We start from the raw sequence: 21911 nt of genomic DNA, 5'->3' as shown, positions 1-21911 counted from the left end.
GAGAAAGTTACAGCGGCTTAGTCTACCCCTCTTAACTGCGTATGAGCGATTCGCCCCAGAAGGTTTCGCCTTCAGTTCCGGCCGGCATGTAATACACGGCCGAACCAATGTGGCGAATCCACTCATTGAGGCGATCCGCTTCATCAAGGCGCGCTTGAATAGGCTCGAACTGCGTCGTCGGGTCCTTCTGGTAGCAGATGAAGATCAATCCCGCGTTGCTAAGTTCACCGCGCTGGGTGGTCTCCGGAGTCGGCGGCAGGTTGTAGTTATACGGGCGACGCAAAAGCTTTTGTTCTGGATGCTCTGCCGGCGGATGCGCTCTGGCGACATGCGAGTTTTCATCAATGGCTTTGAGCCCAAACTCGTTGCGGGCATCCAGATCCACCGGGTCGAACTCGTCCTTAGCGCCTATAGGAGCTCCGGTATCGAGCGTGCGCCCAGTCGAGTTCTCACGTGCCGCGCGATCAAGCTGCTCCCATGTGTCCAGGTTCATGTGAATGCGGCGTACCACCATGGCGCTGCCGCCGGCGAAGGGGCCGTCTTCGATCCACACCTGTTCGTTGAAGTCTTCATCGCTTCGGGGATTGACCGTTCCGTCCTTTTGCCCAAAGAGGTTGCGCGGAGTCATACCCTTCGGTGCGGAGCCATAGGCATGGCTGAATCCCTGTTGGATCCACGCAACATCGGCGTAATCTTTGCCCGCGCGGGTCATATGCCGCAATACGAAGGCGGCAGTGAAAGGGTCATCGCTGCAGATCTGCAGGACGATATCTGTCTGGCCCCATTCCGGGCGGAGGTCATCATGGTCAAAAGCCTGGATATCGCGCAGCCAGCTGGGCTTGGCGACGTCCACCGTGTCGAAGAATCCCTCTCCCCAACCGCACGTGACGGTGAGGTTTGCTGGGGTGGTAGACAATTCGGGTTCGAGGCTGCCCAACGGGTTCTCACCGGTGCACAGACGGCGGGCGTCTTCTGTCCACAGGCGCATGAGCGCGGCCGCGCCGCGTGCGGTGGTCCCCTTTTTCAGGTTAAAGCCCGCCAGTTCCACGTGCGCTTGGACCGGAGTTTGGATGCCCGCTTGGTGCTTTCCGTCGAAGGCGACGATATCGCCGCCCATGGTCTCCTCGCGGCTGTCCGGACCGGTGCTTCCAGCGTCACCAGCCTGCGCTGCGCGGGAGGCATCCCCAGATGCCTGTCCAGGTTCATCCCCTTTCGCACAGCTTGCAAGCGCTACCGCGCTTGCCGCCACAGCACTTCCGGCGAGTAATCCACGCCGGCTGACAGGTTCCGCGAACCCGCTCATCCTTGATTTCTCCCTATCTCGTGAGAACCGATTTCTTGCCTACTTTGGCCCAGAGCACGCTAGTTTCTAGTGCGCGTGCTCTTCCTTCTTCATGTCAGACATGTCTGCGGACTCCGAGTGGTCCATGTGCTCTGCATGGTCCATGGATCCGTGGTCCATATCGCCGTAGTCTTCGTCGCCGGCACCAATGGTGCGCACCGGGATATCGCCGAGCTCGACGGAGGAACCGTCGGCAAGCTCCAGCGTGAGGGTGGCAGTCTCACCGGCCATAACAGGCTCGGTCACGCCCATCAACATGAAGTGGAAACCGCCCGGCGCGAGCTCAATGGATTCGCCGGCAGGGATATCGAAGCCGCCCTCCTTCTCCTGCATGACGCCATCGACAACCTCATGGATCTCATAGTGCTTCGCCTTCACCGAAGAGCTGAAGCCAACCACGTTGATGTCCTTGTCCGTGTTGTTGTGGAGAGTGCCAAAGATCGCGGTCATATCCGAGTCCTTCTCCATGGCGCGCACAACAGCATCCTCGAAGGTCACACCGGACTCAGCGGAGGAAGAAGCCGAAGTACTGGTCTCTGCGTCCTTGTCCTTCTCGGCGCCATTCTCAGCACTAGCTGCAGCGCTCGACGGAGCCGCGGCGGAATCCTCTTCGCTCGGGGAGCAAGCCGCCAAGGTCAGGCTGCCTGCTGCGAGAGCCGCCACGGAGACACGGAGGAAAGAACGGGTATTCAGCATGGGACATGCCTTTCTGCAGTAACAGTAGTTAAGGAAAGTGCGGATTGACTCTCGTCTCATCAGCGGCTGGTGGTGTTTAGCCTTCTGAGCCTTTTCCACCAGCGCGGCGGGTCTTTGCTCCGAAGGCAAAGAGCGCTGCGCCGACGACGAGAACTGCCCCTACGCCAATGATCCATCTGGCCGCAGTGGGCAAGGAGCTCAGCGGATCCTGAGACTCCTGCGCCTCTTCGCCTTCCTTGGCACCATCAGCAGAAGCATCTGCAGCCTCATGTCCGCCGGCCCCAGAGCCCACGCTAAACGGCACGGAACCGAGCGTGGAGTGGCCATCGGAGGAGGTAATGCGGAAACCTACCTGGTATTCACCATCGCCAGGTTCGATGTCCTGAGGAACCTCAACGGTGAGATTGCGGCCATCAATGGTTGGGGTGGCGTCAAAGAGCACCTCGCCGCTTGACTTATCGCTCACGGCAAAAGTATTGAAGTCATCCCGGGGAATACCAGAGAACTCCAGCGTGATTTCACGCGGAAACTCTTCCAGCGGTGCGTCACCCACCACGTTTCCGCCAATGACTGAGTCATGTGCCACCGCTAGCGGCGCGGACAACCCAATCGCAAGGCCCGCGGCCCCAGCGGCAATTCCCGTAGTGACCTGACGCAGCTGCATTTCCCGGATTACTCCTTGATGGTCTGATGAAACTTTTGGTTGAAGGCTCCCTCATCCTATCGCCGGAAGGGATCCTCGAGCCAATCCTTACCCCGCACGGATTGTGCGGGGTTACCAAGTAGTCGTTGCACGCGGCGGAAAAGTTCCCAGCCCTCTCCAGCAGCAAGGTCGTGTTTCTTATAAGACTTCTAGTGGCTACGTCCGCGCAGAAGGATAACTACCAGGATGATTACGGCAACAGCGATGATGCCCAAGGCCGCAGCTAGGAAATAACCGAGAGCGCCAAGGCCGAGGCCTTTATCCTCATCGGCCCTTGCTGCTTGGTCCACATTTCCTTCGTCACCATCACTCTTCGGTGCCTCAGTCTTGTCCTTGACAGGCTCATAAATGGGCCCTTGGATTGGCTCCCCCAACACCTTGGACGTGAGGTAATATTTCATGGTGGCACGTTTGTCAGTGAAATTGCCTTCACTATCCGCTAGATTATTCCCTTTACCTGCATCTAGTGTCACCACGATGTAGTAGTCACCCTCCAACCAGTTCGCGTTGCCATAAGAGGGTGCAGAATCCGAGCTGAAGCGGTTAGTGAAAGCAATAGGGTTTGCTGCCGAGACCGATCCCTCGTCCCCCTCATCGGGCCAGATCAAAGACTCATGCTCTCCAGCTTTCTCACGAACTGGATTGAGGATAGACACATCGAGGCCTGAGTACTGGAGAGCCTTCTTATCCGAAGCCTCTCCTGCTCTAATTGCGGCAGCCAACTGCTGTCCTTCCTTCATGGGGACCTTGTAGACGTGCGCTTCGCCCTGAACAATGTCGGTTTCGATGGCCTGACCGCTGCGAAGCTCCGTGGCATTGTCAAACCAGTTTCCGGGAGCCATCTGTTCAGCATCGTTGGCGTTGGCATGGAGTTCGCCGTCCAGCTCGCTGCTAAGACCACTAACAAGCTCGTCAATGTTGGATACTGGGTCAACACGGTGAAGCAGAATCTCCACGTCGAAAGGTTCATCGGCCTTGTACTGGCCTGCGCGCATCGCCGTCAAGACCAAGTCGCCCTGGCAATTCTTGGAACCGATTTCGTAGGTATAAGCGCTAGCGTTTGCCAAGGCCTCAGATACAGTGCCGGTGTTCGCACTTTCCCAGTCAGCTGTGCAATCATCTGAGCCTTCGTCGCCACCATGCGTACCCGTTGGCGGTTCTGTACCATCGCCGAAAAATGTCTTCAAATACAGGTCGTTCGGTGTTCCCACTCCACCTTCAAGTGTCTTGTACATCGTCGCCACATAGCGCTCACCCGGCTTGACGGGGATCGACCATGACTCAGCATGGAAATCGGTGCGAGATTCCTCGCCGCCGTTCGGTGGGGCATCCAACTCCGCGCGGAAGATGAAGTCCTCACCAGACTCCCAGCGTGGAAGCTGCGTTGGTCGGCTGATGTCTTCGGTGCCTTCAATCTGTTCAACATCGGATTGATAGATGTCCGCGGCGCGCCCTGCTGCCTTCTTGATCATCGCTGCCAATGAGTCTGCATCATCGGCGTCGAGATACTCGCCGCCAGCGGCATCTGCAATACAGGAGAGCTCCTTTCGGGCCTCCTCATCGACGTTAAAACCAATGGTGTTGATGACCAGATCGACGCCCTGCTCGTGAAGCTCTTTGGCCACCTCACATACTGGCGGCGGCGCACAGGTATCGATTCCATCAGAGACAAGCACAATGGTGCCGTGCTGGCCACCCAATTCCTCGGCAGCCTTCTTCAGGGAATCACCAATCGGGGTGTAGCCCTTTGCATGGAGCGCATCGATCGGGCCAGTGAAAGAATCCCCTACATCCTCTTTGGGGCCACTGACCACGTGGATGTCTTGGCACCCTGCTTCCTGATTCTCCGGTGCTTCGTCGACCGTGCCGCCGTAAGTAACAAGACCTAGTGGGATAGTCCCACCAAGCTCAGAGACGAACTTCTTCGTTGCGTCCTTCGCGGCGTCGAGGCGGGTCTGCCCGCCAGCGTCTTGCGCATTCATCGAGCCAGAAGAATCGAGAACAAGCATCGTCGCGCCGCTCTCGGGATCTGCGGCGTCCCCATCGGGGCCGGACTCCGGGTTATTCGTGGTAGCGGCCTCGGAGCTCGGAGCTGTGCTGGACGACACCCCGGTCGGATTCTGCGCAGACGCTGGCACCGCAACGACGGTGAGAAACGCGATGAGTAGCGCTGCGAGAATAGCAAAGACCCCGCGTAACAGGCCCTGCGGGGAAGACGAAGGTGGAGAAAAGGCTTTCATGATGTCTACTTCCTTGAGACGACAAGACTGTGAGAAACATCATAAACAGCTGACTGGAAGTTCTCTCGCTGACGGGGAAGAGCCCCCTCACCCCCTTAATCCTTAACCCCCCTTAAAATCCGGGAGACAGAAAACTAAAAGTGCCCCTCCAATTTGGAGGGGCACTCGATGTGGAGCGGATGACGAGACTCGAACTCGCGACCCTCACCTTGGCAAGGTGATGCGCTACCAACTGCGCTACATCCGCGTGACGAGCTCTCGCTCGTCGTGGGCTCCTAGTGGAAACCCTGTGCGCGATACTGGGATTGAACCAGTGACCTCTTCCGTGTCAGGGAAGCGCTCTCCCGCTGAGCTAAACGCGCTCACGGCACCCAGAGTTGGGCGCCTGCTCTTGAGGTGGAAACGGGAATCGAACCCGTGTGCACGGTTTTGCAGACCGTTGCCTCACCACTCGGCCATTCCACCGTGGCGATACCGCCTCACACACTACATGTGCTGGAGCGGATGACGAGACTCGAACTCGCGACCCTCACCTTGGCAAGGTGATGCGCTACCAACTGCGCTACATCCGCATTCGAAACCAGGCCCGGTTTCTAGGACTAAGTCCTTGTGCGCGATACTGGGATTGAACCAGTGACCTCTTCCGTGTCAGGGAAGCGCTCTCCCACTGAGCTAATCGCGCCTATGCATTTATCAAGACTCTTACTTGAACCTAGCCAAGTGACCTTGACTTCAAGAAAGTCCTGGAGCGGATGACGAGACTCGAACTCGCGACCCTCACCTTGGCAAGGTGATGCGCTACCAACTGCGCTACATCCGCATTGCACGTTCCCGGCCGGTATGCCGTGGTGCGAGAAGAAACTTTATCGTGCGCCGCCCCAGTTTCCAAATCCGCAGCCCACGGCACTAATCCCCTGACTTCCAACAGGATTCAGATTACATCAGTGTGATTGAGACTGCAGTTACAACGGACACGGCAGGGATGGCGGTTGCAAGCCCCCTTATTAACTCCATCAAGGCTCTAGTGCCGACAAGCCACAAATTAAAACACGGTTGAGCTGGACGATTAGGGGTTTCCATATGCGCGGTGTACCTTAAAGCCTGCACCGAGGTTCTATAGCTCAGTGGGAGAGCGTTCCGTTCACACCGGAAAGGTCGCTGGTTCAATCCCAGCTAGGACCACCATTATTACTGCAAGTCAGCAACATGCAGTACTGGATAAAAGCCTCCGCGTGGAGATGATGAGGATAATAAACCTGCATTCATCCTTTCTCGCGGGGGTGTTTTCTCGTTGCGCCTCATACTGACCACCGGAGCTAAACGCATACCTTAACGCGTTGGGGTCACGGCACGGTCGAACAAGCCTGCACAACATTGAACCTGCCCCCTGGCGCAGTTATCCAATTAGTCCATAAAAGTTCACTAGCAACAAGTGCAGGAATAGGATGATTTTCGTGCAGTTGCCAAAATTTGGCCCAGCCTGGGCAGGCGCCTTGATGGGAACCTCCATTGCGTCAACTTTGTCGGGTTTACATGGTTTAGACGTAGGCCAAATTGTCTTCGCTCTTATCGCAGCAATGCTGCTGGTGATTTTTACCGTGGGGGCAAAGAATGAACCTCCTCGGCACCACAACATGGCGGCGTGGGGGATGTACACGATGGGTCTGCTGGCGTGCGGCTCGGCGTGGACTGCGTTAACCGGAAACGTTGCCTTCCAGTTAGTAAGTTGGTGGATTGGCGCACCCCTTTCTGTCGTGGTGTGCTTGTGGCAGCTCTGGGGGTTATTCAAGCAGCCGCACCACTACGACAAGCCCGCTTTTCCTTGGGGGCTAGCGCTGGTTTCCCCTATGGTGGCGGCGACCTCCGCAGGCCAATTGGCTATCAACCATGGGCAGTTCTATCACTTTGCCGGCGAGCTGTGCTTCTTCCTCACCTTCATCACGGCAATTCCACTGTTCGCCTATTGTTACCGGTCTCTTGTACAACGCCGAGATAGGCCGCGCGGCGCAGCTGCAGGTACAGCGTGGATCCCGCTGGGCGTGGTTGGTCAATCAACGGCCGCCTCGACTTTGCTTTTTGACGCCCACCTCTACGGCATCATCATGTTCGCCATCGGAGCACCCTGCGTAGCATTCGCCATGTACTGCTTCTACCAAGCGGTATTCGCGTGGGCTCCCTACGGCCCCGGCTGGTGGGGTTCGACCTTCCCAGTCGGAACGCTGTGCCTAGGTTCATGGGATGAAGGCTGGCACCAGTTGTCCTTCGCTTTACTGGTGCTCTTGCTGCTCCACTGGGGAGCCTCCGCGCTGCGTTTCGGCACGTGGCGGCTCCAGAGCGCCTAAACTTCTGAAGCTCGGCCCAGCCCACAGCCCAGTCCAGCGCAGGGGCAGCCCAGCCCAGGCATAGTCACCCTTTGAGGTACCGTAGGGCGCCATGAGTGACACTGCGCTAATAGAACGCCTGCTGGGCCCAGACCAAGAAGGAATCCGCTTAATTGCGGTGAGTACGCTCCACGGCTCCGCCACCATCGATGGCACCTCCGAACCGATGGGCAACGACACCGACGCTGAACTCTTTGCCGCCCTACGCGAGTGGGCGGACGTTGCCGTCGTCGGCTCAGCCACGGTGAAAGCAGAAGATTATGGGCCGGCGTCAAATACCCGTCTCGCCGTCTTCAGCCACTCCCTCGATTTTTCCGGCTTCGAGGACTTCATTGCAGCTGGCCCCCTCGTGCTTACCCCCGCAGAACGCGCATCTTCACTCGAGGCACGGCGCTTAGCCGACGCTGGTGCCGAAGTCGTTAGCACAGGTACCGGAACCATGAGCGAGGCTATTGCTGCCCTCCGCGCCCAGGGCGCGCGCCGCATCAGTTGTGAAGGTGGGCCATCCGTCTACTCCGCCTTTATCGCAGAAGGCCTCGTAGACAAGCTGTATTTGACGCTTGATCCGCACCTTTCCCCTTCCGTCGAAAAGCCAGTCGTTGACGGCGAGGCCACCTCCCCCGCGCTCAAGCTCGAGCTAGAGAACGTCACCGCCGTCGACAACACGGTGTTTCTGCGCTACCGGCGCACTCAGACCCCGTAAACTGTGCTGCCGTGACTTCTCCGGCTCCCTCACCCTCAGATTCCACATTCGCTGATTCCGCGCGACTGTGGACGGCCGCCGCGTGGCCCGCCGCCATCGTCTTGGTTTTCCATCGCGTGTTCGTGCTCGCCTTCAACGGCACGGTGACTGATGATTTCGGCACCGTCTACCGCGCGATCCGGAACCTGTGGGAGGGCACCCCGGTCTACGAGCAAAACTATTCCTTCGTCGAACCGCTCTACCTGTATAACCCAGGCGCCACGGTCCTCTTGTCCCCCTTGGGGCTCGTGTCCGAGGAACACGCGCGCATCGCCTTCATTCTGGCCAACGCCGCCGCCATCATCGCTGCACTAGCCGTGTTGACCCGCTTTGTAGGCCACAGCCTGCGGGGCCCGCTGTGGCCGGTCAGCATCGCCGCTGCCTTCGCTACCGAATCAGTCATCAACACGTTGGTCTTTACCAACATCAACGGTTTATTGCTGCTCGCGATGGTGGCGTTCTTGGCCTTGTTGGATAAACACGGCTGGGCCGCTGGCTTGTGCATCGGACTGGCGATTCTGGTCAAACCACAATTTGCCCCGCTGCTCTTCCTCGCCCTCGTCCGCAAGCGCTGGCTCACTGTAGGCTTGGGCGTAGCCGTACCTTTGGTAGTCAACCTTGCAGCCTGGCCGTTCGTCCCCGGCGTGGAGGGCTTCCGCGCCAACCTTGTGCCTTACCTGTCCACCACGCGCGATTATGCCAACGCCTCGTGGCCGGGCGTGCGCGTCTACTTCGATCTCCCCGGCATCATCTACTATCCCATCTGGTTGCTCTTCGCAGTACTTGCGGCAGTGGCGATCCTCGGTCTGCTGCGCTGGCACGACAGTGAGCCCACCTTCTGGGCGCTGAGCACCAGTGGTGCCATCATGGTCGGCATCTTCTTCCTTTCCTCCCTGGGTCAGCAGTATTACTCCATGTGGCTTATCCCCATGCTGTTTACGGTGGTACTTGCGCGCTCGGTCTTCCACACGTGGGGAGCATGGTTGGCCGCATTTTTATTCTTGGCGCCGCTCGAGTGGACGTCGTCCAGCATGCCCACCGCCGCGCACTGGATGAGCGTCTTTATCGCTACCATTGGGTGGGGACTGCTCATTGTGGTCACCGCCGCCTCGGTGGCCGGCTGGTGGGCTGCGGAGCGAGGCACTAGCCCCAAGCCTCAAGCGAGCGATAAAATCCCTACATGACTGATTTCAAGCTCATTGCTGATACCGAATGGCGCAAGCGTCTAAGTCCGGAGGAATACCACGTCCTGCGCGAGGCTGGCACCGAGGCACCGCACGTCGGTGAATATACCAACACCACCACCGAGGGTGTGTACTCCTGCCGTGCCTGCGGTGCCGAGCTCTTCCGCTCCACGGAAAAGTTCGAGTCGCACTGCGGTTGGCCGTCCTTCTTCTCCCCTTTGGCCAGCGACGCCATCATTGAGCGTGAAGACAATTCACTGGGCATGCGCCGCATCGAGGTGCTGTGCGCCAACTGCGAATCCCACCTTGGACACGTCTTCGAAGGCGAAGGCTACGATACGCCGACGGACCTGCGCTACTGCATTAATTCCATCTGCCTCGACCTAGAAGAAAAGCCGGTCGAGGACTAGACCCTCAACCGGCTTCCGGTGCCTTTCGCTGCCGCTACCGCGAATTATCGCAGCTCTTAAGGCAGGATAGCGATGAGCTCAGCGACGTCCTTCACGCGGCGGCCGGTGTGGAAGGGAATTTCCTCACGCACGTGGTGGCGAGCCTCGGTGTAGCGCATCAGGTACATCAGGTCCACGATGCGGTGCAGCTCTGGGGCCTCAAAGGCCAGGATCCACTCATAGTCACCCAGCGCGAAGGCCGGCACGGTGTTTGCGCGCACATCCGGGTAATCACGGCCCTGCATGCCATGCTCCATGAGGATGCGGCGGCGCTTTTCTTCATCCATGGTGTACCAGTCGTAGGAACGCACGAAGGGATAGACAGAAATCCACTCGCCAGGTTCTTCGCCCATGATGAAGGACGGCAGGTGAGATTTGTTGAACTCCGCCGGGCGGTGCAAAGCATTTCCTACCCACGTCACCTCAGAAACCTGGCCCAGGACGGTCTCGCGGCGGAAATCCGCGAAAGCCTTCTGGATGTCGGCGAATTCTTCCGCGTGCCACCAAATCATGTAATCAGCGCTCTCGCGCATTCCGGACAGGTCATAGATACCGCGAACGGTAACCACGCCTGCTTCCTCGAGCTCAGAGAAGAACTTCTGCGCCTGCGCAACGATCTCCTCGCGCTCCGTGCCCAACGCACCCGGGATCACCTGAAATACCGCGTGCTGCGAGTAGCGCTGGACCTTGTTGAGCTCGGCGAAGTTGACCTTCGACATGCCTTTCTCCTTCTTTCAACCGACAGAGTTTCTTATCCATCATAAGTTGGAGGCGCCTCCGCGCGCCACTAGCTTTTCGGCGCGCCTTCCACCGCCACACGGGCGGAGCTTATACCTTGATCCCCGTGAGCAATTCCGACGTTTCTTCGCGCAACCTCGCAGGGGCACCGACCAACCTGCACGATCGCGCCGCCGCCTCTTCCGCCGAATCGCGCCCTGCGGAGCCGAGCACTCCGACCGCCTTCACGGAGGCCGTCGAGTCCCTCCATACCGCACAGCTGCGCCCCGAAATCACCTTGGGCACCATCCGCCCACCGCAACGCCTGGCTCCATTCAGCCACGCCATCGGCCTCGAGGTTGAGCGCACAGAACACGGGGACCTTATCCCTACTGACTCTGAAGGCGATGCCTTCGGCCGCCTCATCCTGTTGCACGACCCAGGCGCTGAGGAAGCCTGGGAAGGTGCGATGCGCCTGGTGGCCTACATCCAGGCAGACTTGGACGATGCCGTCGCCGGGGACCCGCTGCTTCCCGACGTCGCCTGGGAATGGCTCACTGAATCCCTCGACGTGCGCGAAGCTACTCATACGAATTTGGGAGGCACCGTCACCTCGACCGCTTCCGTTCGTTTCGGCGAAATTGGCGGACCACCGCGCGCCTACCAATTAGAAATGCGCGCCTCGTGGACTGCCTCCGGCCTGGATCTCGCCCCACACGTCGAAGCTTTTGCGCAAGTCCTCTCTCTCGTCGCTGGTTTGCCGCCAGAGGGCGTAGCCGAACTCGGACGCTAAGATGAGCGAATTGCGCCAGGTACCGGTTGATGGGACGCCGAAAGTCCTCCTTTCTCCCCGTGAGTTTCAGGCCGGTGCCGCCCGCTTAGCTGCGGGCACCGGGCCGTTTGCCATCGACACCGAACGCGCCTCGTCCTACCGTTTTGATGACCGCGCCTTCCTCGTGCAAATCCGCCGGGAGGGTGCAGGCACGTTCTTGTTCGCCCCGGAGCACCACCGCGATGAGCTCCGCGCAGCACTCGCACCGGTGCTCAATGGGCAAAAGTGGGTGGTCCATGCCGCCCCTTCCGATCTCCCGAGCCTAGCGTGGCTGGGCCTATACCCGGGCATGCTGTTCGATACCGAGTTAGCTGCCCGCTTCGCCGGTTTCGCACACCCTAACTTGGCCGCAATGGTGCTGGAGCTTTTCGACGTTGAACTGGAAAAAGGCTACGGCGATTCCGACTGGTCCGAAACCCCCATCCCGCGGAAGTGGCGCAATTATGCGGCGCTCGACGTGGAGCTTCTCAACGAGCTCGCCGTGACACTGCGAGATATTCTTGCGGAACAGGACAAGCTCGACTGGGCTTATGAAGAGTTTGAGAGGATTGTCGAAGACCACGCCCGCATCACTGGGCCTGAACCTAGGTCGTGGCGGGCCCTCAAGGATGTCTCCTCTCTGCGCTCCCGAGAGCAACTCGTGGTAGCCCGTGAACTGTGGCAGCGACGCGAATCCATCGCCCGCTCCCAAGACATCGCCCCTAACCGAGTACTGCCGCACCGTGTGCTCGTCGACATCGCGCGCCGCGTGCCCCGGTCGCCGCACGAAATCAATCAAGTTAAAGGCTTCCCCCGCCGCCGCGGCGGCGCCACCTTGCGCTGGTTCGATGCCGTCGAGACCGCCCTTGCTAGCCCGCGCCAGCAGTGGCCGAAGGCGTTGCGCAGCCCACGCCCGGTTCCTTCCAAATCAGCTTTTAACCGAGATTTCCCCGAGCTGTGGCAGCTCTATACCGAGATCCGTAGTGATTTCGAGGCTCTCGGTGAAGAGCTGGGCATGAGCTACGAGCTGATCCTCAAACCCAGCTTGGTCCGCGCTGTAGTCTGGGCGGCCTGCGGACCTGAAGGCGGTGTGGCGGGCGAGATCGCAGCAGACGCCGATATCCCCGATTTCCTGCGTTCCCAAGGCGCGCGCGAATGGCAGGTAGAGCTGTCCACGCCGCTTCTGCGTCGCGGTCTAGCGCGAATGCGCTCTATGCCACCGCGCCTCTAGCTCCGAGCAGCTACCCACTCATTCACGGATTCCGTGATTCCCTCCGGGGTCAACCCGAATTCCTCAAGGATTTCTCCGCGGCTGGCATGCTTGGGGAAGCACCCAGGAACACCAAGGCGGTGGACTGGGGTATCCACATCCGCGGCGTCGAGTGCTTCCGCCACCATGGAACCCACGCCGCCCCGCAAGAGGCCATCCTCTACCGTGACCACAAGATCATGATCAGCAGCGAGTGCAACGATGGATTGCGGGACCGGCACCGGCCAGCGCGGATCCACGACGGTGACGTTGAAGCCTTGGGCTTCGAGCAGCTCAGCTGCTCCCAGGGAACGCGCACTCATGGCACCGATAGCGACGATAAGTACATCAGTGGCCTCCGCCGCAGCAGCATCGGAATAGCTCAGGATATCTACCCCGTCATCGAGGCGCTTGAGTTCGTCGCGGTCATCAAGGAGGTTGCCCTTGGGAAAGCGCACCACCGTGGGGCCATCCTCAATAGCGATGGCCTCATTAAAGAGCTCACGCAGGCGTGCGCCATCGCGCGGCGCGGCAATGCGCATCCCCGGGACGATGCTCATCAACGCCATGTCCCACACTCCGTTGTGCGAAGGGCCATCAGAGCCCGTGACACCGGCGCGGTCGAGCACGATGGTGACGGGCAGCTTGAGCAGCGCGATGTCCATGACGACTTGGTCCACTGCACGGTTAAGGAAGGTGGAGTACACCGCCACTACCGGATGCATTCCGGCCAGCGCCAGACCGGAGGCGGAGGCCATGGCATGCTGTTCGGCGATGCCAACGTCGAAGAATCGCTCCGGGAATTCCTCCTGGAAGGGCGCAAGACCCGTCGGCCCCGCCATAGCAGCGGTAATAGCCACGATATCCTCGCGCGCATGACCGGCCTTGATGAGTTCCTCGGAAAAGGCCGCAGTCCATCCCGGCTGCTTTTGCCCCTTGGAGACACCGGTGACCGGGTCGATAGCTCCGGTGGAGTGCATCTGGTCCTTCGGCTCATTGACCGCCGGGGCAAAGCCATGCCCCTTCTCCGTGACGGTGTGCACGATGATGGGACCGTCATAGTCCCGGGCATAACTCAGTGCCCGGACCACCGCGTCGATATCGTGGCCATTAATGGGGCCAATGTATTTGATTCCCAACTCTGGGAACATCTCGGTAGGCAGAACGGTGGACTTTACGCCCTCCTTGACCGCGTGCAGAGCATCAAAGGTACGCTCGCCTACCCAACCCATCGACTTCAGGCGTTTCTTGCCCAACTCCATGAACTCGTCATAACCATGCTGTGCACGAATACGCCCGAGGTTCTCCGAAAGGCCGCCAATGGTCGGCGAATAGGAGCGGCCATTGTCGTTAACGACGATGACGACGTTGCGGTCTTTATCCGCAGAGATGTTGTTCAATGCCTCCCAGCACATGCCACCGGTGAGGGCACCATCACCGACGACTGCCACGGCATTGCGGTGCGATTCACCGCGAATCTTGAAAGCCTTGGAAAGGCCGTCCACCGTGGATAGCGCTGCAGAAGCGTGCGAGGATTCGGTCCAGTCATGTTCCGATTCCCCACGGTCCGTGTACCCGGATAAGCCGCCCTTCTGGCGCAAGGAATCAAACTGGTTGGCACGGCCGGTGAGCATCTTGTGCACATAAGACTGGTGCGAGGTATCGAAGACGACGGGGTCCCGCGGGGAGTCGAAGACGCGGTGGATCGCCACCGTGAGCTCCACAACGCCCAGGTTGGGCCCGAGGTGACCGCCCGTGGCGGACACCTTCTCAATCAAGCGCTGGCGGATATCCGCCGCGAGCTCAACCAGTTGCGTCTTGCTCAGGGCTTTGAGATCGCCTGGTGATTGAATGGAATCCAGAATGCCCATAGAGCTTGCCTTAAACCCCTTCATCGATCGTTTTCTTCTCTACCACCGTACCCGCTTATACGCGTGACACGTCAATCATTACCCCGGGATCTTCCGCCGCGGATGCATCCTGCCTTATGCCGCAGGAACCAGCAGTGCCAAGGTCTCAAAATGGTGTGTTCCCGGAAAGGCATTCACCATAGCTAGGCGCTCCATGCGGTAGCCGCGCTCGGACCATGCAGCGATATCACGCGCAAACGTAGCGGGGTCACAGCCAATGTGGAGGACGCGCTGCGGCGCCGCAGCGGCAATGGCGTCCACCACCTCAACACCCGCACCGGTACGCGGAGGATCCAAAATGACCGTTGTTGGCCGCGGCAGCTGGCTTGCGGCCTGCTCCACCTTAGCTGTCCGGAAGTGCACATCAATTCCTGAAAGGCCCGGCTGCGCTGCCGCAGCCGCCGGCGAGTAATCGACGGAATACACCGTGGCGTGCCCACCCTCAGGTGCAGTGACTTCAGCCAGCGCGGGAACGAATAGCCCTACTCCTCCGTAGAGATCCCACGCTACTGCTGTGACCTCGGATCCCTTCGTTGCTTCGTGTTCTTCGGCCTCGCCTTCAGCCGCGAGCCACTGACTCGCAAGCCGTGTGTAGACATCAGGTGCGCCGATGTGTGCTTGCCAAAAGGCGGTGGGTGGGAAGTGAAACTCGTGGCCATCAGCGCGTTGAACTACGTCTTGCGTCGGCGCCTCGATGGTCTCCCGAATAGTCTCGATCCGCCGGCCGCGCGGTGCCTTCCGGGTTTCCACGACGTGGCGGTTACCGTCGCTGTCCATGACCGCAATGACCTCCGCGCCAGGGCTAAATGTGCGGGTTCCAGGACCGACCAGACCGCTGACAAGGCCCGGTACTAGCTGGCTGCACGCCACGTCCGTAACCAGTTCTGTGGATCCGCGCTTGCGCACACCAGCACGGCCTTGCTGGTCGACGCCCAACCGGACCCGCGTGCGCCACCCTCGCTGGGGCGCCACATCAATAGGCTCAATTTCTGGAATACTCTCAAGGCGTCCTACCCGGCGCAGTTGATCCCGCAAGACTGCGACCTTGATTCCCGGCTCCGCCGCTAGGTCTAGCTCAGCGAAGTCGCAGCACCCGGCACCACGCTGTGCCGCCGGGCAGGCAGATTCAACGCGGTCAGGGCTTGCCTTGAGCACAGCATCAATTTCGGCTTCCACGAAAGATTTCTTCACCTTGGTAGCCGTCACTACTACCTGGTCTCCGGGAAAAGCGCCGGGGACAAAACACACACGCCCGTCGGGTGCTGCGCCGATTCCGACACCGCCGTGCCCCATGCGCTCGATGGAGGTACCGAAAGACTGGCCTTTGGTGATGGCTGCGCTCTCAGCGTTCCGCTCAGTCTTAGTCATGAGTTTTCTCCTTGTGTAATTCCGGAGCCCTGCGCTTCCTCAACAACAGCGTTGGCGCGACGCACCATCCAAACAGTCAAGATGGTGACGATACCGGTCAGCGGCCAGCCCATGAGGATGCGGACGATGCCGAGGGTTGTGGTCTCGTCGGCGTCGTACAGCGCGCGCTGCACTATGAACCGGGCGATGAAGACTGCGGCCCACCCTGCTGTTGCTAAGGCATAGGCCCGCCGTGCCTTCGGTACTGTGCGCCACCCCATGTCATCGCCGTTCAGGCCCTTCCAGACCACGCCCACGAGTGGCCAGCGCGCGATGATAGAGACCACCGCCACGATGAACAGCACGAGCGACATCCAGATTCCATAAAGGAAATAGCCCTTGGCATCCCCTGTAAACCAGGCAATAGCGGCGCAGATAGCTACGCCCAACAGGCCGGAAACAGCCGGCTGCAGGGTCTCTTTGCGGGCCAAACGCCACACGCTAATAGCCAATGCCACGCCGAGCGCCGCAGCCAGCGCTGGTCCCAGACCCCAGACGTTGTTGACTGGGATGAGAACCAGCACCGGTAGGGTCGCGGACACGAGCCCAGTCAGGCCTCCCATCTGTTCGAGCAACGATGGTTCCACCTCGGCATCCGGGACCACGGCCGTTGCCTGCGGTGACGTATCGGTACTCGGCCCCGCGGTATCTGCGGGGCTAGGGGCGGCGCCGCGCTCAGTGAAATCGTGCTCTTCAGGCGTAGGGGTGGTCACGTGTTTTAAGAATCCTTTTCGCTAGTGCCGGGGAGAGAAAACAACGTTTAAAGTTTTAGTTCTTCTCGTTGTCTTCGAGCTCCCGCAGCTGTTCGCGGGCTTGGGCCTCCGCGGCGTTCTCGACGCCTTCGGTAGCTGATGCGGCCTCCGGTGTTGCAGTGTTGTCGGCATCGGCAGCCTGCTGCTGGCGCTCCTTCAGGGCCTGCTGAACTTGCTCAGCCAGTTGCTGCGGCAGCATAACAGGAAGCGAACTTCCGGCCAGGATAGGCTCCTCACCACGGTAGATGAAGGTACGGGCGACGACTTCACGCCCCAGCTTTGCGAGCTCTTCTTCCTTGCCCGCCGGGGCGGCCAGGGTCAATCGGTACATCCACCGCGGCCCCTCCACGCCGATAATGCGGATCCCGCCTTTGTCGCTGGATCCAACAATTTCAGATCCCCAAGGCCCGTCCTCTGGGTGCGCGGCAAAACCATCGGCTTCCAAGCCTTGGACGATATCCTCCGCAGATTCCGCCCATTGCCCTGGCGTGCGCGGCGCGGCAAAGGCTACGGGGGTCATGCGGCCGTGCGGCGTAAGGATGTGGAGCATGCGCGGGCCGTCTTGGCCCATCTCCACCTGGACCTGCGAGCCCTTCGGCAGCGGGATGCGCATGGAACCCAGGTCCAGCAAACCAACCGAGAAGTCCTCAAAGTTGAACTCGGCAATATCAACGTTATCGCCGTCGTAGGGCCCCATTTCCCCGTTGATGGCATCATGTGCCACGGCCTTAATCCCGGTAACACCATGAGAATCATCGTTGGCTTCGCGGACTAGGCCAGCGCTGGATTCGGCAGGAGCCGTGGCAGCGGTATCGGCTACGGTCTCTGCTGCCTCCGGAGCAGCCTCGTCCTGACGGAGATCCGGGTTCTTCCCCGCGTCCTCGGTCTTATTCTCGTCCTTCTTCTTTTTGCCAAAGGGCCACATCGCCATAGTTTATGCCTTCCTTAATTCGTGTGTGTTGCTGGTCTATTCGAGTCAGTTGACGCCAGTGGAGCCGTAACCGCCTTCACCGCGAGCGGTCTCATCGAGTTCCTCAACCTCACGGAAACCGACCAACTCCACGCGTTGCACAAGGAGTTGGGCAATACGCATTCCCCGCTCAACCTCAAAGGTCTCTACTGGGTCGTGGTTAATAAGGCAGACTTTAATCTCACCGCGGTACTCCGCATCGATGGTGCCTGGCGTGTTGACCACGGAAATCCCATGCTTGGCTGCCAGGCCGGACCGAGGGTGAACCAAGCCGACCGTGCCCATCGGCAGGGCAAGGGCTATACCCGTGCCAACCAAAGCCCGCTGGCCGGGACGCAGAGTGACATCGTGCGCAGCATAGAGATCCGCGCCGGCATCGCCACGGTGGGCGCGCTGCGGCAGCGGAAGCTCCTTATCAAGGCGCTTTACCTGAATCTGACCAAAAGGACTTACCGGTTCTACGAGGGGATGTTGCTCATTCACACGGCCCAGCCTACCTTGCTCCCACCGTGCCGCACCCACGGGCTGGGGCCTGGAGGCTATGTCTACTCGGCGCGTTGGGTTCTCCCCTCCCCAGACGACTAGACTCTGAGGTCATGTCTTCGAGTTCTTCGTCTGCTTCCCCCTCGGCGGCTGCCGAATCCCCCGTCATCCTTTACCGCGAGCGCCAGTGGGTGCCGTGGCACTGGTGGTTGATGGCGGCCGCCGTTGTGGTGATCTCTACAGCCACGGTCAGCCTCAACCGCGGAATCATGTGGGTCATCATCCCCGCTATTCTGCTCAGCGCCATCGCCGCGTGGGTCCTCTTAGCATGGTCCAACACGGTGGTGCAGGTGGAACAGGATACCGACGGCACGCGGTGGCTCACCGTGAAGGATGCGCAGCTGCCACATGATGTTGTCGCCCGAAGCACCGCGGTGCCGGCCACCGCGCGTCGCAATGCGTTGGGCCCACAGCTCGATCCCGCTGCATTCCTTGTGACACATGGCTGGGTACCAGAACATGTGATGCTTGTCCTCGATGACCCAGAGGACCCAACACCTTATTGGCTCATTGGCTCAAAGAACCCCGACGAGCTACTTGCGGCCTTCGTGCCCGAACAGGCCGCTGCTGCCAAGGCTTAAACGCCGCGTGCAGAATCAGGAAGCTCGTTAGCTCATTGGTTCAACCAATTGGCCGACCAATGAGCTAAGCGCAGTCCATGCAGACGGGCTGCCCGTCTTCTTCGTGGTCCAGGCGCTTATTGGACTGCACCAAGTAGCACACGGAACAGGTGAACTCGTTTTCCTTGCGCGGCACGACAGTGACGTTGAGCTCCTCGCCCGTCAGGTCTACTGACGGCGGCTCAAAAGCCTCGACGATTTCGCCATCGTCATCCATGCCGTTGTTGTCATTTTCAGCCGCCTTCAGGCCCTCGAGGGAATCAGCCTCGAGCTCATCTTCAGCGCGGCGACGCGGTGCGTCATAATCGGTGGCCATAATGCTTGCCTCTGTGAGTCAGATAGATAGGTACGTGTATTTATCGACGGCATCCTAAACCACACAGGCCCGCGTGTCACACTCGCCCCGCCATGGGGGCACCATGCGGCTCACCCTAATACCCCCTCCGCTCCTGCTTTCATGGTTCTAAGCTGTGCGTTTGCACCTTTCGTATCGTGGAAAATTTTTCTGGGTAAAGCTCCTCACACCCCACCCAATATGCATTGGGGCACGATGCATCGGACAGCGAAAATCGAAGTATTCTCCCCCACACCTTCGGCTTAAATGCTGAAGTATCACCACATCATCGGGCGGCTAAACATAGACTGTCGGTATGACCGTGCAAGAATCACAGCAGCAGGACACGAATCCGAGCCCCCAGCACCATGGCCATGCCTTCGGCATCGATGTTGGAGGCTCCGGTATCAAAGGTGCCGTAGTAGACCTCGCGACAGGAGGGTTCGTCGGTGACCGCCTCAAGATCGCCACGCCACAGCCTGCCACCCCCGACGCCGTGGCCACGGTAATCGCGCAGATCGTCGCTGAGAAGAACTGGGACGGTCCTGTCGGAATCACCATGCCCGCGGTGGTCAAAGAACAGATTATTCGCAGCGCAGCGAATATTGATAAGTCATGGATCGGGGTCGATGCACAGGACTTGCTGGGCAAGTACCTCGCTGCTCCTTGTACTGTGCTTAACGACGCCGACGCAGCCGGCCTCGCCGAGGTGGCCTACGGCGATGACGTCGCGCGCTCCGGCCCCGTTATCTTCCTTACCCTAGGCACCGGCATCGGCTCTGCCTTCCTACTAGATGGCCAGCTCTTCCCTAATACGGAGATCGGCCACCTCATCGTCGGGGAAAAGGAGGCAGAGCACCAAGCCTCGTCCGCAGTCAAGGATCGTGAGGGGCTCAAGACTAAGCATTGGGCAAAGCGCGTCAACCGAGTACTCCATGAATACGAGGCGCTTTTTAACCCCTCAGCTTTTGTCATCGGCGGTGGAATCTCTCGAAAGTTTGACAAGTGGGGCGAGCACCTGAGCATCGAAACCCCAGTCGTTGCAGCTCAGCTCCGCAATCGCGCGGGCATCGTCGGGGCCGCAATGGCAGCGAAGGAAGGCATTCGCCCATAAACCGAGCAGACCCTATCTTCCCCAGTCGACCCCAGTCACCGCCTAGTGACAAAAATGATCTATACTGGGCTGTCGATTATCGAATATCCAGCGGCGCGCCTCCCCTGCTCATTACGGAGGCGGGCTAGCATCGGGGACTAGTCGCGATAAACTTGCGCGTCCCCATAGTTTCCACTCAAAGAGCAAGTCGAAAGGGCGTACGTGGCAGCCACTGATTCTTCAGACCAGGTACTCGGCGAGGGCGAGAGCGCCTCCGAGGCATCTGCACCTGCACAGAAGACCGCCAAGAAGACGGCAAAAAAGACAGCCAAGAAGACGGCTAAGAAAACCGCGAAAAAGACTGCGAAGAAAACGGCTAAAAAGACGGCTAAAAAGACCGCCAAGAAGGCTGCTAAGAAGACAACTCGCAAGTCTGCGCAGAAGGCGACGAAGAAAACCGCCAAGAAGACTGTGCGCAAGTCGGCAGCCAAGAAGGCAACCTCGCCTGAAAGCTCTGAATCTGCCGAAGAGCTCGCAGAGGATCAGAACGACGAGTTGGATGCCGAAACCAACGACGATGCCGATATCGACTTCGATCCGGACAACGCAGAGTTGGACGAGGACGACGAGTTCGGTGACGACGATGACGACCTCGAGGGCGAGGACTCTGAAGAAGAAGATGACGGCTCATCTGTCTGGGATGAGGATGAGTCCGCAGCCCTGCGCCAGGCTCGCAAGGATGCAGAGCTAACTGCCTCGGCAGACTCTGTCCGTGCCTACCTGAAGCAAATCGGCAAGGTCGCCCTGCTCAACGCAGAGCAGGAGGTATCCCTCGCCAAGCGCATCGAGGCCGGCTTATACGCTCAATACCGCATGGATGAGATGGAAAAGGCCCGCGCCGAGGGCGACAAGGCCGCCAAGCTCTCCCCCATGGAGAAGCGCGATATGCGCGCCATCGCCCGTGATGGACGCAAGGCAAAGAACCACCTCCTCGAAGCGAACCTCCGCCTCGTCGTGTCCTTGGCTAAGCGCTACACAGGCCGCGGCATGGCATTCTTGGACCTCATCCAGGAAGGCAACTTGGGCCTGATCCGTGCCGTTGAGAAATTTGACTACACCAAGGGTTATAAGTTCTCCACTTATGCCACGTGGTGGATTCGCCAGGCCATCACCCGCGCCATGGCGGACCAGGCCCGTACCATTCGCATTCCGGTGCACATGGTGGAGGTCATCAACAAGCTGGGCCGTATCCAGCGTGAGCTGTTGCAGGACTTGGGCCGCGAGCCTACCCCTCTGGAGCTGGCGAAGGAAATGGACATCACCGAGGAAAAGGTGCTGGAGATCCAGCAGTATGCCCGCGAGCCTATTTCCTTGGACCAGACCATCGGTGATGAGGGTGACTCCCAGCTCGGTGATTTCATCGAGGATTCCGAGGCCGTCATTGCCGTCGACGCTGTGTCCTTCACTTTGCTGCAGGACCAGCTCCAAGATGTGCTCACTACCCTTTCTGAGCGCGAGGCCGGCGTAGTTCGCCTGCGCTTCGGCCTGACCGATGGCATGCCGCGCACTTTAGACGAAATTGGCCAAGTCTACGGCGTTACCCGCGAGCGTATTCGCCAGATCGAGTCGAAGACCATGTCTAAGCTGCGCCACCCATCGCGTTCCCAGGTGCTGCGCGACTACCTGGACTAAGCAAACTGAAGAAATAAAGCGGCGAGGAGGTTTATCCCTCCTCGCCGCTTTTTCTTTGCCCTATACAGCCGGCAAA

19 protein-coding genes, 7 tRNA genes and 1 pseudogene are annotated in these 21911 nt (G+C 59.5%); 10 read left to right on the top strand and 17 right to left on the bottom strand.

Annotation, left to right across the window (positions count from 1 at the left end; genetic code table 11):
- Window positions 1–31 precede the first annotated feature (31 nt).
- The 10 genes from HMPREF3147_RS08970 to HMPREF3147_RS08925 form a co-directional block, all read right to left on the bottom strand.
- Window positions 32–1303, bottom strand: a complete 1272-nt coding sequence (locus HMPREF3147_RS08970; protein ID WP_070446784.1) for a Dyp-type peroxidase — start codon at window positions 1301–1303, stop codon at window positions 32–34.
- Window positions 1304–1369: 66 nt separating this feature from the next.
- Window positions 1370–2038: a copper chaperone PCu(A)C gene (locus tag HMPREF3147_RS08965; protein WP_083276478.1), complete on the bottom strand. Its 669-nt coding sequence runs from the start codon at window positions 2036–2038 to the stop codon at window positions 1370–1372.
- Between the two features lie 76 nt (window positions 2039–2114).
- On the bottom strand, window positions 2115–2702 hold the full coding sequence (locus HMPREF3147_RS08960) for a copper resistance CopC family protein (protein ID WP_070446783.1): 588 nt from the start codon (window positions 2700–2702) through the stop codon (window positions 2115–2117).
- Window positions 2703–2890: 188 nt separating this feature from the next.
- The gene (locus tag HMPREF3147_RS08955; protein ID WP_070446782.1) at window positions 2891–4981 is read right to left on the bottom strand and encodes a vWA domain-containing protein; all 2091 of its coding nucleotides are present in this window, start codon (window positions 4979–4981) and stop codon (window positions 2891–2893) included.
- 171 nt (window positions 4982–5152) lie between these two features.
- A tRNA-Gly gene (locus tag HMPREF3147_RS08950) sits at window positions 5153–5228 on the bottom strand.
- Between the two features lie 43 nt (window positions 5229–5271).
- Window positions 5272–5343 (bottom strand) — tRNA-Val (locus HMPREF3147_RS08945).
- 32 nt (window positions 5344–5375) lie between these two features.
- Window positions 5376–5446: transfer RNA gene (locus HMPREF3147_RS08940), tRNA-Cys, on the bottom strand.
- A gap of 31 nt (window positions 5447–5477) precedes the next feature.
- A tRNA-Gly gene (locus tag HMPREF3147_RS08935) sits at window positions 5478–5553 on the bottom strand.
- 38 nt (window positions 5554–5591) lie between these two features.
- Window positions 5592–5663: transfer RNA gene (locus tag HMPREF3147_RS08930), tRNA-Val, on the bottom strand.
- Between the two features lie 62 nt (window positions 5664–5725).
- Window positions 5726–5801, bottom strand: a tRNA-Gly gene (locus HMPREF3147_RS08925).
- Between the two features lie 290 nt (window positions 5802–6091).
- Between HMPREF3147_RS08925 and HMPREF3147_RS08920 the strand changes: the two genes are divergently transcribed.
- From HMPREF3147_RS08920 to msrB, 5 genes and pseudogenes are all read left to right on the top strand, one after another.
- Window positions 6092–6166 (top strand) — tRNA-Val (locus tag HMPREF3147_RS08920).
- Window positions 6167–6435: 269 nt separating this feature from the next.
- Entirely contained in the window at window positions 6436–7323 is an 888-nt protein-coding gene (locus tag HMPREF3147_RS08915; protein WP_083276481.1) for a TDT family transporter, read from the top strand.
- Between the two features lie 91 nt (window positions 7324–7414).
- Window positions 7415–7972, top strand: a pseudogene (locus tag HMPREF3147_RS08910) (dihydrofolate reductase family protein); the annotation flags it as partial.
- 104 nt (window positions 7973–8076) lie between these two features.
- On the top strand, window positions 8077–9288 hold the full coding sequence (locus HMPREF3147_RS08905) for a glycosyltransferase family 87 protein (RefSeq protein ID WP_070446780.1): 1212 nt from the start codon (window positions 8077–8079) through the stop codon (window positions 9286–9288).
- Window positions 9285–9698 carry a peptide-methionine (R)-S-oxide reductase MsrB gene (msrB, locus tag HMPREF3147_RS08900; RefSeq protein WP_070446779.1) on the top strand — a complete coding sequence of 138 codons (414 nt, stop codon included), beginning with the start codon at window positions 9285–9287 and terminating at the stop codon, window positions 9696–9698. The genes HMPREF3147_RS08905 and msrB overlap by 4 nt, the downstream gene beginning before the upstream one ends.
- A gap of 56 nt (window positions 9699–9754) precedes the next feature.
- On the opposite strand, the gene hemQ is transcribed toward msrB, so the two are convergent.
- Entirely contained in the window at window positions 9755–10456 is a 702-nt protein-coding gene (hemQ, locus tag HMPREF3147_RS08895) for a hydrogen peroxide-dependent heme synthase (RefSeq protein WP_070446778.1), read from the bottom strand.
- Between the two features lie 176 nt (window positions 10457–10632).
- Between hemQ and HMPREF3147_RS08890 the strand changes: the two genes are divergently transcribed.
- Together HMPREF3147_RS08890 and HMPREF3147_RS08885 are read left to right on the top strand one after the other, a co-directional pair.
- The gene (locus tag HMPREF3147_RS08890) at window positions 10633–11247 is read left to right on the top strand and encodes a DUF3000 domain-containing protein (protein WP_070446948.1); all 615 of its coding nucleotides are present in this window, start codon (window positions 10633–10635) and stop codon (window positions 11245–11247) included.
- A 1-nt stretch (window position 11248) separates the two neighbouring features.
- Window positions 11249–12496: an HRDC domain-containing protein gene (locus HMPREF3147_RS08885; RefSeq protein WP_070446777.1), complete on the top strand. Its 1248-nt coding sequence runs from the start codon at window positions 11249–11251 to the stop codon at window positions 12494–12496.
- On the opposite strand, the gene dxs is transcribed toward HMPREF3147_RS08885, so the two are convergent.
- From dxs to dut, 5 genes are all read right to left on the bottom strand, one after another.
- On the bottom strand, window positions 12493–14385 hold the full coding sequence (dxs, locus tag HMPREF3147_RS08880) for a 1-deoxy-D-xylulose-5-phosphate synthase (protein ID WP_070446776.1): 1893 nt from the start codon (window positions 14383–14385) through the stop codon (window positions 12493–12495). The genes HMPREF3147_RS08885 and dxs overlap by 4 nt on opposite strands.
- A 114-nt stretch (window positions 14386–14499) precedes the next feature.
- Complete coding sequence (locus HMPREF3147_RS08875) at window positions 14500–15792, bottom strand: class I SAM-dependent RNA methyltransferase (RefSeq protein WP_070446775.1); 1293 nt, start codon at window positions 15790–15792, stop codon at window positions 14500–14502.
- Complete coding sequence (locus tag HMPREF3147_RS08870) at window positions 15789–16544, bottom strand: DUF3159 domain-containing protein (RefSeq protein WP_070446774.1); 756 nt, start codon at window positions 16542–16544, stop codon at window positions 15789–15791. Before HMPREF3147_RS08870 ends, HMPREF3147_RS08875 begins: the two co-directional genes overlap by 4 nt.
- Window positions 16545–16599: 55 nt before the next feature.
- Window positions 16600–17514 (bottom strand): DUF3710 domain-containing protein, encoded by a 915-nt coding sequence (locus tag HMPREF3147_RS08865; protein ID WP_070446773.1) that lies wholly within the window; start codon window positions 17512–17514, stop codon window positions 16600–16602.
- 45 nt (window positions 17515–17559) lie between these two features.
- The gene (gene dut / locus HMPREF3147_RS08860) at window positions 17560–18036 is read right to left on the bottom strand and encodes a dUTP diphosphatase (protein ID WP_070446772.1); all 477 of its coding nucleotides are present in this window, start codon (window positions 18034–18036) and stop codon (window positions 17560–17562) included.
- A gap of 113 nt (window positions 18037–18149) precedes the next feature.
- Between dut and HMPREF3147_RS08855 the strand changes: the two genes are divergently transcribed.
- Window positions 18150–18677 (top strand): DUF3093 domain-containing protein, encoded by a 528-nt coding sequence (locus HMPREF3147_RS08855; protein ID WP_070446771.1) that lies wholly within the window; start codon window positions 18150–18152, stop codon window positions 18675–18677.
- A gap of 64 nt (window positions 18678–18741) precedes the next feature.
- On the opposite strand, the gene HMPREF3147_RS08850 is transcribed toward HMPREF3147_RS08855, so the two are convergent.
- The gene (locus HMPREF3147_RS08850; protein ID WP_070446770.1) at window positions 18742–19032 is read right to left on the bottom strand and encodes a DUF4193 domain-containing protein; all 291 of its coding nucleotides are present in this window, start codon (window positions 19030–19032) and stop codon (window positions 18742–18744) included.
- Window positions 19033–19366: 334 nt separating this feature from the next.
- On the opposite strand from HMPREF3147_RS08850, the gene ppgK reads away from it, so the two are divergent.
- Both ppgK and HMPREF3147_RS08840 read left to right on the top strand, forming a co-directional pair.
- Window positions 19367–20164, top strand: coding sequence for a polyphosphate--glucose phosphotransferase (ppgK, locus tag HMPREF3147_RS08845; protein ID WP_070446769.1), 798 nt, complete (start codon window positions 19367–19369; stop codon window positions 20162–20164).
- A gap of 201 nt (window positions 20165–20365) precedes the next feature.
- Entirely contained in the window at window positions 20366–21835 is a 1470-nt protein-coding gene (locus HMPREF3147_RS08840) for an RNA polymerase sigma factor (RefSeq protein WP_070446768.1), read from the top strand.
- Window positions 21836–21911 lie beyond the last annotated feature (76 nt).

The organism is Corynebacterium sp. HMSC05D03, assembly GCF_001807205.1.
In the GTDB taxonomy this organism is placed as follows: domain Bacteria; phylum Actinomycetota; class Actinomycetes; order Mycobacteriales; family Mycobacteriaceae; genus Corynebacterium; species Corynebacterium aurimucosum.
The sequence above is the reverse complement of the archived record's forward strand: the minus strand, read 5'-3'. Positions and strand labels throughout refer to the sequence as shown.

Coding starts and splice junctions, on each gene's coding strand:
- HMPREF3147_RS08970 (WP_070446784.1), bottom strand. CDS start 1,303: ATGAGCGGGTTCGCGGAACCTGTCAGCCGGCGTGGATTACTCGCCGGA.
- HMPREF3147_RS08965 (WP_083276478.1), bottom strand. CDS start 2,038: ATGCTGAATACCCGTTCTTTCCTCCGTGTCTCCGTGGCGGCTCTCGCA.
- HMPREF3147_RS08960 (WP_070446783.1), bottom strand. CDS start 2,702: ATGCAGCTGCGTCAGGTCACTACGGGAATTGCCGCTGGGGCCGCGGGC.
- HMPREF3147_RS08955 (WP_070446782.1), bottom strand. CDS start 4,981: ATGAAAGCCTTTTCTCCACCTTCGTCTTCCCCGCAGGGCCTGTTACGC.
- msrB (WP_070446779.1), top strand. CDS start 9,285: ATGACTGATTTCAAGCTCATTGCTGATACCGAATGGCGCAAGCGTCTA.
- hemQ (WP_070446778.1), bottom strand. CDS start 10,456: ATGTCGAAGGTCAACTTCGCCGAGCTCAACAAGGTCCAGCGCTACTCG.
- HMPREF3147_RS08885 (WP_070446777.1), top strand. CDS start 11,249: ATGAGCGAATTGCGCCAGGTACCGGTTGATGGGACGCCGAAAGTCCTC.
- dxs (WP_070446776.1), bottom strand. CDS start 14,385: ATGGGCATTCTGGATTCCATTCAATCACCAGGCGATCTCAAAGCCCTG.
- HMPREF3147_RS08875 (WP_070446775.1), bottom strand. CDS start 15,792: ATGACTAAGACTGAGCGGAACGCTGAGAGCGCAGCCATCACCAAAGGC.
- HMPREF3147_RS08865 (WP_070446773.1), bottom strand. CDS start 17,514: ATGGCGATGTGGCCCTTTGGCAAAAAGAAGAAGGACGAGAATAAGACC.
- HMPREF3147_RS08855 (WP_070446771.1), top strand. CDS start 18,150: ATGTCTTCGAGTTCTTCGTCTGCTTCCCCCTCGGCGGCTGCCGAATCC.
- HMPREF3147_RS08850 (WP_070446770.1), bottom strand. CDS start 19,032: ATGGCCACCGATTATGACGCACCGCGTCGCCGCGCTGAAGATGAGCTC.
- ppgK (WP_070446769.1), top strand. CDS start 19,367: ATGACCGTGCAAGAATCACAGCAGCAGGACACGAATCCGAGCCCCCAG.